A 12,961-nucleotide genomic window follows, 5' to 3' on the forward strand; every position below is an offset into this window, starting at 1 on the left:
TCGCCCGGGGCGGCTACTGGGCCAGCGCGGCGCTCCAGGGGCTCATCGCATCGGTGATGCCCTGCCGCGTGCCGTCCGGGGCGATGCGGATCAGGTTCGGGCAGGCGAAGTTCACCGGCATCACCGCGTGCTCCACCTCGGTCACCGCCGCGTCCTTCGCCAGGGCGGCGATGGTCTCTGCGCCCAGGCGACGGTCCGCCGTGACGCCGTCCGGCGCCGAGACGTCGAGCCGCGGGTGATGCGCCGCGGCTTCCGGCGCCATCCCGAAATCCGCCACGTAGGACAGCATCTGGAACACCGCCGCCATGATGCGCCGCCCGCCCGAGGCGCCGGCGGCGATGTTGGGCACCCCCGCCTCGGCCGCGATCACCGGGCACATGTTGGTCAGCGGGCGCTTGCCGGGCGCGAGCGCGTTCTTCGCCTCCGGCCGCGGGTCGAACCACATGATGCCGTTGTTCATCAGCACGCCCGAGCGCGGCAGCACGACGCGGCTGCCCATGGAGGACAGCAGCGTCGTCGTCATCGCCACCATCATCCCGTCCTTGTCGCAGACGGTCAGGTGGGTGGTGCAGGATTCGGCGGCCTTGGGCTCGGCGTCGCCCAGGCCGGCGAGGCGTTCGGCATAGGCCGCGCGCATCACGCGGGCGAGCTGCGCGTACCAGGCGGCCGAAGGCGCGGGCCCCGAGAAATCCGCATCCCGCATGCCTTCGAGCACGCGCAGCAGCGTCGGCGCCGCCGTCAGCCCATTGGCGAGGAACAGCCGCTTGCCGCGCCATTCGGCCTCCAGCGCCGGCCGGGCCAGGGCCTTGCAGCCCATCAGGTCGGCGGCGTTGATCGGCGAGCCCATCTCCCGGAAGTCGGCGAGCAGTTCCCCCGCCACCTCCCCTTCATAGAAGTCGGCCAGGCCCGCATGGGCGAGCCGCTCGATCGTCTCGGCGAGCCTGCCCTGTCGGAAGAAGCCCGGCGCGCCCTGGTAGGGCGGCACGGGCGGCAGGCCGTTGGGGAGGTAGATGCGCGCGCTTTCGGCGTACATGCGCAGCACGGAGGCGCTGTTGGCGACCTTCAGCGTGGTGAACCAGTCCTGCGGCAGGCCGCGCTTGGCCAACGCCACCGCCGGGGCCAGCACGACCGACAGGGGCAGCTTCCCGTGCCGGCGGTGCAGCTCGGCATAGCCCGCGACGGCCGAGGGAATGGCGAAGGACAGCGGGCCGTGGACGTTGCGGTCCTCGAACACCTCGGGCCAGGTGAACAGGTCGTCCTTCATCTTCCCCGTCATCGGGAAGGCGGAAGGGTCGAGCGCGTGGGGGGAGACGGGGCCGAAATCGAGCGTGGTCGGCGCGACGCCGCCGCCCGCTATCTGGGCGAAGCCGATGCCGCCCAGGCCGGAATTCCAGGGTTCGACCACGGCGAGCGCGAAGGCGGTCGCGACCGCCGCGTCGGCCGCGCTGCCGCCTTCCTCGAGGATCGCGATCCCCGCTTCCGCCGCGTCCCGGGCCTGGGAGGCGACCATGCCGCGCCGACCCGTCGCGCCGGGCTTCGTCACCTGCCAGTGCTGCGTCACATGCGGGGGCGGCGTCCAGGCCATGAGGGCGTTCCTTCCTTAGCGTCTTGCGGGAGGGTCGCGCCGGGGGGCGCGGGGGGCAAGCCCCGCCGCCCCGCGTTTGCCCCGGGGCGGCTTTGCGCCTAGGAAGCGGCCCCGATTTGCGCCCCGGGGAGGGCGCCAGCGTTCAGGAGACGAGAATCATGGCCGGAACGAAGGGGCTCGCCGTCGCGCCCGTGCTCAAGGCCTTCATCGAGGCCGAGGCCCTGCCCGGCACCGGCGTGGAGCCGGCCCGCTTCTGGGACGCGATGGAGCGCATCCTGCGCGAACTCGCGCCCGCCAATGCGGCGCTGCTGGCCAAGCGCGACGACCTCCAGGCGAAGATCGACGCCTGGCACCGCGCCCACCCGGCCAAGCCCGTGGACCTCGCCGCCTATACCGCCTTCCTGGCGGAGATCGGCTACCTGCTGCCCGAGCCGGCCGAGGTGAAGGTCGGCACGACGGATGTGGATGCCGAGATCGCGTCCATGGCCGGCCCGCAGCTGGTCGTGCCCGTCTCCAACGCCCGCTACGCGCTGAATGCCGCGAATGCGCGCTGGGGCAGCCTGTACGACGCGCTGTACGGCACCGACGCCATCCCGCAGGACGGCCCGAAGGCGCGGGGCTACGACCCGGCCCGCGGCGCGCAGGTGATCGCGCGCGCGCGCGCCGTGCTCGACCGCGCCATCCCGCTCGCCCGCGGCAGCCACGCGGATGCGGCCGGCTACCGGCTGGAGGCCGGCGCGCTGGAAGTGACGCTGAAGGACGGGTCCAAGGTCGGCCTCGCCCGGCCCGGCCAGTGCGTGGGCTTCCTCGGCGAGCCGCACGCGCCGACCTCCCTGCTGTTCGTGAACAACGGCCTGCATCTTGAGGTGAAGTTCGACCGCGCCCATCCGATCGGCAAGACGGACGCGGCGGGCATCTGCGACGTGGTGCTGGAAGCGGCCCTGACCACCATCCAGGATTGCGAGGATTCCGTCGCGGCCGTGGATGCCGAGGACAAGGTCGAGGTCTATCGCAACTGGCTCGGCCTGATGAAGGGCGACCTGACGGCCGAGTTCGAGAAGGACGGCAAGGTGCTGGTCCGCCGCCTGGCCGCGGACCGCATCTTCCAGAAGCCCTCGGGCGGCGCGGTGACGCTGCACGGGCGCTCGGTGATGCTGGTGCGCAACGTCGGCCACCACATGATGACCGATGCGGTGACGCTGGACGGCGCCGAGGTGCCGGAGACGATCCTGGATGCGCTCTGCACCTCGGCCATCGCGCTGCACGACATCCGCGGCAAGCGCATGAATTCGCGCGCCGGCAGCGTCTACATCGTCAAGCCGAAGATGCACGGGCCGGAGGAAGTGGCCTGGGCGGACACGCTGTTCTCCCGCGTGGAGGACGCGCTCGGGCTCAAGCGCGCGACGCTCAAGATGGGCATCATGGACGAGGAGAAGCGGACCACCGTCAACCTCAAGGCCTGCATCGCGGCCGCGAAGGACCGGGTGGTCTTCATCAACACCGGCTTCCTCGACCGCACCGGCGACGAGATCCACACCTGCATGGAAGCCGGCGCCGTGGTGCGCAAGAACGCCATGCGCGCGGAAGCGTGGATCAAGGCCTATGAGGACTGGAACGTCGATGTCGGCCTGATGTGCGGCCTGCGCGGCCGCGCGCAGATCGGCAAGGGCATGTGGGCGATGCCGGACATGATGGCCGCGATGCTCGAGCAGAAGGTGGGGCACCCCAAGGCGGGTGCCAACACCGCCTGGGTGCCGTCCCCCACCGCGGCGACGCTGCACGCGCTGCACTACCACGAGGTCGATGTCGCGGCGCGGCAGGACGAGCTGCAGAAGGGCGGGCGCCGGGCGAGCCTCGGCGACATCCTGACCGTGCCGCTGGCGCGCGAGACCAACTGGTCGCCCGCCGACGTGCAGGCGGAACTCGACAACAACGCGCAGGGCATCCTCGGCTACGTGGTGCGCTGGGTGGACCAGGGCGTCGGCTGCTCCAAGGTGCCGGACATCAACGATGTCGGGCTGATGGAGGACCGCGCGACGCTGCGCATCTCCAGCCAGCACATCGCCAACTGGCTGCGCCACGGCATCGTGACGCGCGACCAGGTGATGGAGACGATGAAGCGCATGGCGGCGGTGGTGGACCGGCAGAACGCCGGCGACGGTGCCTATCGCGCCATGGCGCCGGGCTTCGACGGGCCGGCCTTCAAGGCGGCCTGCGACCTGGTGTTCGAAGGTGCTGCGCAGCCGAACGGGTATACGGAATTCGTGCTGACGCGGCGGCGGCGGGAAGCCAAGGCGGCGTGAGCCGCGCCCGGAGGGGCGCCGCCCCTCCGGACCTCCCCGCCGAGGGCCGAAAGGCCCTCGGAACCCATCACTTCAGGGAGCATTGAACGATGACGGATGCGCTGCCCGACCGGCTCTCGATCGATCCCGCCAGCCCGTATTTCAACGAGGAACTGCTCGCGCGCGGGATCGGCATCCGCTTCAAGGGGCAGGAGAAGACGAACGTCGAGGAATACTGCGTCTCGGAAGGCTGGATCCGCGTGACCGTCGGCAAGACGCTCGACCGCCGCGGCCGCCCCCTGACGATGAAGCTGACCGGCCCCGTCGAACCCTACCTCCGCGACGCGGCGGAGTAATGGTGTCCAGAGGCCCTTAGGCCTCTGGCGGGGTGGTTCGGAGGGGCAGCGCCCCTCCGGTCCCCTAAGCCGCGCTCCGCCCCCCGCGCGCGGCGAGCCACCGTTCCATCCGCGCCAGCGCCTCGTCCAGCAGGGCGTCGCCCTTGCAGAAGGCGAAGCGGGCGTAGTGGTTCGGCGCGCCTTCGCTGGCGTAGAAGGCCGTCACCGGAATCGCGGTGACCTTCGCCTCCTCGGTCAGCGTGCGGCAGAAGGACACGTCGTCCCCGTTCCAGCCGAGCGGCCGGACGTCGGTGGTGATGAAGTAGGTCCCCTTCGTCTCCAGCACCCCGAAGCCGAGCCGCGCGAGCCCCGCGCCGAGCCGGTCGCGCTTCTGCTGCAGATGCGCCGACAGTCCCGCGAAATACGAATCGTCCTTCACAAGCCCGACGGCGACGCCGCGCTGCAGGTTGGGCGGCGTGGTGAAGGTCAGGTTCTGGTGCGCCTTGGCGACGTTGGGCGCGAGCGACCGGTCGCAGCTGATGTAGCCCACCTTCCAGCCGGTCAGGCTGAAGGTCTTGCCCGCGCTGCCGATGCGCATGCAGCGCTCGCGCATGCCCGGCAGCGTCATCAGCGGGATGTGCTTCGCACCGTCGAAGGTCAGGTGCTCGTAGACCTCGTCGCAGATGGCGTAGCAGTCGTGGCGCTGGACCAGCTCGGCGATGAAGGCGAGTTCCTCGGCCGTGAAGACCTTGCCGGTCGGGTTCATCGGCGTGTTGAACAGCACCGCCTTGGTCTTGGGCCCGAAGGCGGCGGCGAGTTCCGCGCGTGGCAGTTCCCAGTGCGGCGGCGACAGGCGCACGAGCCGCGGCACTGCGCCGATCAGCTTCACCACCGGAAGGTAGGTGTCGTACAGCGGCTCGATCAGCACGCATTCGTCGCCCGGGTTCAGCACCGCCATCAGGCAGGCGGTGATCGCCTCCGTCGCCCCGGAAGTGACGACGACCTCGGCGTTCGGGTCGATGTCGAGCCCGTAGAATCGGGCGTTGTGCGCCGCGATCGCCTGGCGGAGTTCCGGCACGCCGGTCATCGGCGGGTACTGGTTGCGCCCGTCGAGCAGCGCGTCGGCGGCGGCGCGGACCACGTCCTCGGGCCCGTCATAGTCGGGGAAGCCCTGGCCGAGGTTGATCGCCTGGTGCTGGTTCGCCAGGGCCGACATGACGGTGAAGATCGTGGTGCCGGTGGCGGAGAGAAGGGCGTTCTGCGGGCGCATCAGGCGGGCGCTTCATCCTGTGGAGGGTCGCGGGCCCCGGGTTATGGGGCTGGTCGCGGGGGGCGGCAACCGGGCGGGCAGGCCAAGCCCTGTTTTTAGGCAACTCGCCCGTGAAATCGGCACCACCCTGCGCGCGGGGGTGATTTTCCGGGGGGGCCTCGGATTGCTGCGCCGGCATGGCGCGTGCAATACCCCGGGCGCGCCCGGCCTTGCCGGGTCGCGCGCCAGGATCAGGGTCAACAACGAACCGGGCAGCAATACCGGGAGGAAGGCCAAGGCGTCGCAAGGCGTGGCGGCCGCTGGACAGGAGCCGATGAAGAAGATCGAGGCCATCATCAAGCCCTTCAAGCTCGACGAGGTGAAGGACGCGCTGCACGAGATCGGGCTGCAGGGCCTGACCGTGGTCGAGGCCAAGGGATTCGGCCGGCAGAAGGGCCATACGGAACTCTACCGCGGCGCCGAATACGTCGTGGACTTCCTGCCGAAGGTGAAGATCGAGGTGGTCTGCGGCGACGACATGCTCGACCGCGCGGTCGAGGCCATCCAGGCCGCGGCGCGCACGGGCCGGATCGGGGACGGGAAGATCTTCGTCTCCGACATCCAGGAGGTGATCCGCATCCGAACCGGCGAGCGCGGCGAGGACGCCGTCTAGCGCCGGACGATTTCGCCGCCCCATCCCCGGCGGGGGGCGGCACCAGGCCCGGACGCGGCGCAGCGCGCCTGCCGGGCCGGACCAACCGGGCTGACCGGCCGCAAGGCCGGCCAGCCGGGTAAGCCGGGCAGCGTCGCGGGGCACCGAAGCCGCGGCGCGTGAACAGGGTTCGGGATTTCGCAGTCAGGGAACAGGACCGCACATCATGGCCAAGAAGCCCGCCGCCGCTGGTGGCAGCTCCGCCGTCTCCAAGGTCATGGAGATGATCAAGGAGCACAGCGTCGAATACGTGGACTTCCGCTTCACCGACCCGCGCGGCAAGTGGCAGCACACCGCCCAGCACGTCTCGACGATCGAGCCCGACATCTTCGAGGACGGCATCATGTTCGACGGCTCGTCGATCGCCGGCTGGAAGGCGATCAACGAGTCCGACATGATCCTGATGCCGGACCCGACGACCGCGGTGATGGATCCCTTCTCGGCCAAGCCGCAGATGATCCTGTTCTGCGACATCTTCGAGCCGTCGACCGGCCAGCGCTACAACCGCGACCCGCGCGGCACGGCGAAGAAGGCCGAGGAATACCTGAAGTCCACGGGCCTGGGCGACATCGCCTATTTCGGCCCGGAAGCCGAGTTCTTCATCTTCGACAGCGTGAAGTTCGGCACGGGCGGCACCTACGGCATCTACGAGCTCGACAGCATCGAGGGCCCGAAGGCCAGCCTGAAGGACTACCCCGAGGGCAACATGGGCCACCGCCCGGTGGTCAAGGGCGGCTACTTCCCCGTCCCGCCCGTGGACAGCGAGCAGGACCTGCGCGCCGAGATGCTCTCGACGATGGGCGAGATGGGCCTGCCGATCGAGAAGCACCACCATGAGGTGGCGCAGTCGCAGCACGAGCTCGGCACCAAGTTCGGCCCGCTCGTGCAGCAGGCCGACTTCATGCAGATCTACAAGTACTGCGTGCACAACGTCGCCCACAGCTACGGCAAGACCGCGACCTTCATGCCGAAGCCGGTCTACGGCGACAACGGCTCGGGCATGCATGTGCACCAGTCGATCTGGAAGGGCGGCAAGCCCATGTTCGCGGGCAACGGCTACGCGGACCTGAGCGAGATGGCGCTGTACTACATCGGCGGCATCATCAAGCACGCCAAGGCGCTGAACGCCTTCACCAACCCCTCGACCAACTCCTACAAGCGCCTGATCCCGGGCTTCGAGGCGCCGGTGCTGCTCGCCTACTCGGCGCGCAACCGCTCGGCGTCCTGCCGCATCCCCTACGCGACGAGCCCGAAGGCCAAGCGCGTCGAGGTGCGCTTCCCGGATCCGACCGCGAACCCCTACCTCGCCTTCGCGGCGATGCTCATGGCAGGCCTCGATGGCATCAAGAACAAGATCCATCCCGGCGACGCCATGGACAAGGACCTGTACGACCTGCCGCCGGAGGAGCTGAAGGGCATCCCGACGGTGTGCGGTTCGCTGCGCGAGGCGCTCGAGGCGCTGGCCGCCGACCACGAGTTCCTGCTCGCGGGCGACGTGTTCAGCAAGGACCAGATCGAGAGCTACATCGAGCTGAAGTGGACGGAAGTGTTCAAGTTCGAGCACACCCCGCACCCGATCGAGTTCGAGATGTACTACTCGGTCTGATCCACGCCGGATCTGACGGAACGGGGGGCTCCGCGCGTCGCGCGGGGCCCCTTTCCGTTTCAGGCCGCCCGGCGCGCGACGCGGCGGAAGGCGTCGACGAAGCGGTCCACATCCTCCTCGTCGTTGTAGACATGCGGGCTGATGCGCAGCCGCCCCAGCCGCGGCGCCGCGAAGGCATTGAGCGCCGCGAGCCGTTCCGGCAGGTCCGCCGGCATCCCGCCCGGGAAGGCGGCGCAGAGGATGTGCGGCGCGCGCAGCGCCCGCCTGGGCAGGATGGCGCCGGCGGCGGCGAGCCCCGCCTCCAGCCGATCGTTCAGCATGGCGCAGCGCGCCGCGATCGCCGCCTGGCCCCAGCCGGCCATCATCTCCATCCCCACCGCCGCCATCTCGAGCCCCACGAAATGGTCGCGCTCGCCCATGTCGAAGCGCCTGGCCGTCGGCGCATAGGCGAGGTCGGCGAGATAGGGGGAGCGTTCGGAGGACACGGCGCGGCGGCCGAAGGGCGTCTGTTCCAGCGGCACGCCGTCCTGCCGCCGCTTCGCGATGTAGATGAAGGCGCGCCCATAGGGGCCGAGCACCCATTTGTAGGTCGGGAAGATCAGGAAGTCGGGGTCGATGACGGCCACGTCGATCGGCATGACGCCGGCCGCATGGGTGGCATCCACCAGCAGCGCCGCCCCCGCCGCGCGCAGCATGGGCGCGACGCGGCCGAGGTCGATGACCCCGCCATCGGACCAATGGACCGAGGAGATGGAGGCGAGCGAGACCGGCGGCGCGCCGGGCCGGGCGATGGCGGCCTCGACCGCCGCCGTCCAGTCACCGTCCGATGGCCGCGCGACGGTCTCGACGACGAAGCCCTGCGCCGGGGCGCGCGCCATCCATTCCAGCACCGGGGAGGCGTGGTCGTCCTCGAGGACGAGCACGCGGCTGCCGGGCGGGGGCACGAAGATTTTACCCGCGGTCGCGACGCCGTAGGACACGGATGGGATGAGGGCGACATCCTCGCCTGACGCCCCGATCAGCGCGGCGGCGGCCCGGCGGGCGCGTTCGTGCTGGGCGGCGGACAGGCCCGGATCGACCTCCCAGGGGCGGCCCTTGCGGGCGACGCCGGCATGGCCCGCGGCCTGCACGGCCAGCGGCAAAGGGCTCCAGGCCGCGGCATTCAGCCAGGCGACGTCGCGCGGAATGTCGAACAGGGCGCGTTGGCAGGGGAGCATCGGACGGCGTCCTCCAGGGGTCGGGAGGGACAGGCTAAGCCGGTCAAGAGCCGCGTGGGAATCGCCCCTGAGGCGTAAGACAGGTCTGACAGCAAGCGACAAGAATGATTGACACGAAGTTGTGAATTTTAACCTCTCGTTATCCGACTCGGGCGCATCAATTCGGGGCCCGAATTTTCCGGACAAGAGCTGACTTGAGGAAGGCAAGGTCTTGAGATGTCGGGCTACGTGCACACAAGGAAGACATGATGTCCAACACCACCACCACCCCCGCCACCGAGCGGGCCCAGGCCGCCGCGGCGGCACTGGAATTCGATGGCCAGGTCGGCGCCGCCCTGCACAGGCAGCGGCGCAGCCTGGGACTGACGGCCTCGGAAGTGGCCCGCCGCATCGGCATCACCCAGCGCCAGATGTCCCGCGTGGAACTGGGGCTCGAGCCGGTCAGCCTGCGCACCGCCATCGCGCTCGGCGCCGCCCTGGGGATGGCGCCGGCCTGGTTCCTCGGCGTCGAAGCGGCACAGGTCCCCGAAACCCTCGGGATCGCGCTGAATGAAGCGCATGAGGCCTGGGCCCAGAACCTGATGCTTCACATCGCGCGTGCCGCCGGCACGGCGATGGAGCACTGATACCCTCCGCACAAAGGTTCCACCTCTGTGCGGAAGGCATCGCGCGCGGGGCCTCCCGGGCACCCTCGCGCCAGACGGAAGACTGAAGCCCGGACGAGCGCACGACCGGACCTCGCGCGCATGGCGTGACGCGCCACGCGACGCGAAGACCACGCCGCAACCAGGGGCGGGACAAAAAGGGCCTTCGCGACGGAGGCCCCCGCACCGCTCCAACCGGGCCGAATGTCGCCGTTCGGCCCGGCGCCTCCCCGGACCGCGATCCACCCCGGTGGATCAGGGGCCCGGCCCCGGCCACGCGAACGGTCCGCCGCTTCGGCCATCGCGCCCTTGCAGACCGGGCGCCCGCTTCGGCTCCGCGCGCGGGACCGGCCATCCGATGGCCGCCGCGCTCAGGCGTCCAGCGCCTCCGCCTCCAGGCTCGCCGCATTGTCCTGGATGAAGCGGAAGCGCAGTTCCGGCTTGCGGCCCATCAGCGCCTCCACCAGGTCGGATGTCCGCGCCCGGTCCTCGGCCGGCAGCACGACGCGCAGCAGCGTCCGCCGGCGCGGATCCATGGTGGTCTCCTTGAGCGAGGAGGGCGGCATCTCGCCCAGGCCCTTGAAGCGGCTGACCTCGACCTTCTGGTTCGCCTTGAAGCGCGTCTTGAGCACCTTCTCCCGGTCCGCGTCGTCCATCGCATAGACCGACACGCCGCCCGCCTGCAGGCGATAGAGCGGCGGCTGGGCGAGGAAGACGCGTTCCTGCCGCACGAGTTCCGGCAGTTCCTTGTAGAAGAAGGTCATCAGCAGCGCGGCGATATGCGCCCCGTCCACATCGGCGTCGGTCATGATGACGACGCGCCCGTAGCGCAGGCGCGCGAGGTCGAAGCGGTCGCCGACGCCGCAGCCCAGCGCCTCGATCAGGTCCTTCAGCTCCTGGTTCTGGCGCAGCTTCTCGGTGCTGGCGGACGCGACGTTCAGGATCTTGCCCCGCAGCGGCAGCACGGCCTGGGTTTCGCGGTCGCGCGCCTGCTTGGCGGACCCGCCGGCCGAATCGCCTTCCACCAGGAACAGCTCGGTGCCCTCGGCGCTCTCGCGCGCGCAATCGGCGAGCTTGCCGGGCAGGCGCAGCTTGCGCGTGGCCGATTTGCGCGGCGTGTCCTTCTCCGCCCGGCGGCGCAGCCTCTCCTCGGCCCGCTCGATCGCGAAGGCGAGCAGGTTGTCCGCCCGCGCCGGGTCGCCGGCGAGCCAATGGTCGAAATGGTCGCGCAGCGCGCCCTCGACCAGGCGCGCCGCCTCGGGGCTGGTCAGCCGGTCCTTGGTCTGGCCCTGGAACTGCGGCTCCCGCACGAAGACCGAGAGCATGCCGGCGAGCCCGCCGAACAGGTCGTCGGCGGTGACGTTCGCCGCGCGCTTTTCCTTCTTCAGCTCGCCATAGGCGCGCAGGCCCTTGACCAGCGCGGCGCGGAAGCCCGCTTCATGCGTGCCGCCCTGCGGCGTGGGGATGGTGTTGGCATAGGTGTTGAGGAAGCCGTCCCCGCGCTCCACCCAGGTCGCCGCCCATTCGACGCGGCCCGCGCCCTCGGGGAAATCGGCCTCCCCCGCCCACGGGGCCGGCACCACCGTCGCCTGCCCCTCGATCGCCGCGGCCAGGAAGTCCTGCAGCCCGCCGGGGAAATGCAGCACCGCCTGGGCCGGCGTCTCGTCCTGGATCAGCGACGGGTCGCAGGACCAGCGGATCTCGACACCGCGGAAGAGGTACGCCTTGGAACGGCACAGGCGATACAGCCGTGCGGGCCTGAAGGCCTGCGCCCCAAAAATCTCCGGGTCGGGCTTGAAGCGGATCAGCGTGCCGCGGCGGTTCTGCACCGGGCCGGCGTTCTTCAGCTTCGTCACCGGCTTGCCGCGCTCATAGGCCTGGGTGTGCAGCACGCGGTCGCGCGCCACCTCCACCTCCAGCCGCTCGGCCAGCGCGTTCACGACCGAGGATCCGACGCCGTGCAGGCCGCCCGAGGTCTCATAGGCCTTGCCGGAGAATTTTCCGCCCGAATGCAGCGTGGTGAGGATGACCTCCAGCGCCGACAGCTTCGGGAACTTCGGGTGCGGGTCCACGGGGATGCCGCGGCCATTGTCGCGGACGGAAATCCAGTTCCCGGGCTCGAGGATCACCTCGATGTGGTCGGCATGGCCGGCCACCGCCTCGTCCATGGCGTTGTCCAGGACCTCGGCGGCGAGGTGATGCAGCGCGTTCTCATCGGTGCCGCCGATATACATCCCCGGGCGCCGGCGGACGGGCTCCAGCCCCTCCAGCACCTCGATGTCCTTGGCGGAATACTCGCCCTGCCCGGCGGCGCCCTTCCGCGCGCCGCCCCGGCCGAACAGATCGTTCATGTCTTGTTCCCCTATAGGCGGCGAGAATAGAGGCGCGCGCCCGGGGAAACAATTCGAGGGGCGAGTCGCCCCCCGATCTCAGCTCGCCAGCTCGAACCCGCTTTCGGCCGCCTGGGTGGCCAGGGTGATGCTCTCGGCGAAATTGTCGCGCCGGGCGATGTTGGTCGCGGCGAGGCGCCGCACCTCCCCATCCCCCGCCCCCGCGCCGCCGGCGCCGCCCGCCGCGGCGCGCTCGGCCGCCTGGAAGGCGCCGAGCGGCGCATAGCCGCGCGTGCCGTCCCGGCCTTCCACCAGGGCGAAGCCCGACTGCGCGGGGCGGACGGTCACAGGGTCGCCGGCCGCGACGCGGCCGATCTCGGGCGCGCCGGATTCGGGGCGCAGGCGCAGCGGCACGGTCGCGGCGGCGACGACGCGCGTCACGCGCCCGCGCTCGGCCTGGGCGCGCTGGGCGACCTGGCGCGTGCCGGGGGCCACGGCCTCGATCTCCCCTTCCCGTTCGTTGGCGCGCGCTTCCATCGCGGCCAGCACTTCCCGCGCGCGGGCCAGGTCGCGGTTCACCCGCGCCTTGAGCCGCTGGAGGCGCGCGCGGCCTTCCTCGCGCGTCACGCGGCGGGCGGCGATGTCGGCGCGGATGGTCCGCGCCTCGATCCAGCGGCAGTACAGCAGGGAGTCGAAGGCGATCTGCAGCGCCTCGATCTGCGCGTTCTCCTCATCGAGGCTCGTCTGCAGCACCGGGCGCACCGGCTGGGCGGCGGGGCGCGGCTGCATCCAGCGCGGGCGGCGCTGCGCCGGGGCGACGAAGCCGTCGCCGGAACTCATGAAGGAGGAGAGCTGCGCGCGGCAGCCTTCCTGCGGGTCGAGCGCGCCGGGGCGCGGCGCGCAGGCGGCGGCAGCGGCCAGCAGCGCGAGCAAAGCGATCGTCCCGGTTCCTGGCCTCACCAGCGATGTCCCCCCATGGATTCGCGCGCAGAGTGCCAGCG

Annotated in this window: 10 protein-coding genes; 5 read left to right on the forward strand and 5 right to left on the reverse strand. The window is 70.7% G+C overall.

The features are described from left to right. Positions 1 to 13 precede the first annotated feature (13 nt). Positions 14 to 1,585, reverse strand: coding sequence for a gamma-glutamyltransferase (locus J5Y09_RS13610; protein WP_209352346.1), 1,572 nt, complete (start codon positions 1,583 to 1,585; stop codon positions 14 to 16). A gap of 158 nt (positions 1,586 to 1,743) precedes the next feature. On the opposite strand from J5Y09_RS13610, the gene J5Y09_RS13615 reads away from it, so the two are divergent. Both J5Y09_RS13615 and J5Y09_RS13620 read left to right on the forward strand, forming a co-directional pair. After that, positions 1,744 to 3,888: a malate synthase G gene (locus tag J5Y09_RS13615; protein ID WP_209352347.1), complete on the forward strand. Its 2,145-nt coding sequence runs from the start codon at positions 1,744 to 1,746 to the stop codon at positions 3,886 to 3,888. An 89-nt stretch (positions 3,889 to 3,977) separates the two neighbouring features. Further along, complete coding sequence (locus tag J5Y09_RS13620) at positions 3,978 to 4,223, forward strand: DUF3297 family protein (RefSeq protein ID WP_209352348.1); 246 nt, start codon at positions 3,978 to 3,980, stop codon at positions 4,221 to 4,223. 64 nt (positions 4,224 to 4,287) lie between these two features. On the opposite strand, the gene J5Y09_RS13625 is transcribed toward J5Y09_RS13620, so the two are convergent. Beyond that, positions 4,288 to 5,472 (reverse strand): aminotransferase, encoded by a 1,185-nt coding sequence (locus J5Y09_RS13625; RefSeq protein WP_209352349.1) that lies wholly within the window; start codon positions 5,470 to 5,472, stop codon positions 4,288 to 4,290. Between the two features lie 313 nt (positions 5,473 to 5,785). On the opposite strand from J5Y09_RS13625, the gene J5Y09_RS13630 reads away from it, so the two are divergent. Together J5Y09_RS13630 and glnA are read left to right on the forward strand one after the other, a co-directional pair. Beyond that, positions 5,786 to 6,124: a P-II family nitrogen regulator gene (locus tag J5Y09_RS13630; protein ID WP_209352350.1), complete on the forward strand. Its 339-nt coding sequence runs from the start codon at positions 5,786 to 5,788 to the stop codon at positions 6,122 to 6,124. Positions 6,125 to 6,329: 205 nt separating this feature from the next. Then, positions 6,330 to 7,769, forward strand: a complete 1,440-nt coding sequence (glnA, locus tag J5Y09_RS13635; RefSeq protein ID WP_209352351.1) for a type I glutamate--ammonia ligase — start codon at positions 6,330 to 6,332, stop codon at positions 7,767 to 7,769. 59 nt (positions 7,770 to 7,828) lie between these two features. On the opposite strand, the gene J5Y09_RS13640 is transcribed toward glnA, so the two are convergent. Continuing rightward, on the reverse strand, positions 7,829 to 8,986 hold the full coding sequence (locus J5Y09_RS13640) for an aminotransferase class V-fold PLP-dependent enzyme (RefSeq protein WP_209352352.1): 1,158 nt from the start codon (positions 8,984 to 8,986) through the stop codon (positions 7,829 to 7,831). Positions 8,987 to 9,231: 245 nt separating this feature from the next. Between J5Y09_RS13640 and J5Y09_RS13645 the strand changes: the two genes are divergently transcribed. After that, on the forward strand, positions 9,232 to 9,612 hold the full coding sequence (locus J5Y09_RS13645; RefSeq protein ID WP_209352353.1) for a helix-turn-helix domain-containing protein: 381 nt from the start codon (positions 9,232 to 9,234) through the stop codon (positions 9,610 to 9,612). A gap of 389 nt (positions 9,613 to 10,001) precedes the next feature. Here the strand turns inward: J5Y09_RS13645 and parE are convergent, their stop codons facing one another. Then, positions 10,002 to 11,981 carry a DNA topoisomerase IV subunit B gene (gene parE, locus J5Y09_RS13650; RefSeq protein WP_209352354.1) on the reverse strand — a complete coding sequence of 660 codons (1,980 nt, stop codon included), beginning with the start codon at positions 11,979 to 11,981 and terminating at the stop codon, positions 10,002 to 10,004. Positions 11,982 to 12,059: 78 nt separating this feature from the next. Next, positions 12,060 to 12,920 carry an SH3 domain-containing protein gene (locus J5Y09_RS13655; RefSeq protein WP_209352355.1) on the reverse strand — a complete coding sequence of 287 codons (861 nt, stop codon included), beginning with the start codon at positions 12,918 to 12,920 and terminating at the stop codon, positions 12,060 to 12,062. Positions 12,921 to 12,961: the final 41 nt, after the last annotated feature.

This window comes from Roseomonas nitratireducens (genome assembly GCF_017813355.1).
Classification (GTDB): domain Bacteria; phylum Pseudomonadota; class Alphaproteobacteria; order Acetobacterales; family Acetobacteraceae; genus Neoroseomonas; species Neoroseomonas nitratireducens.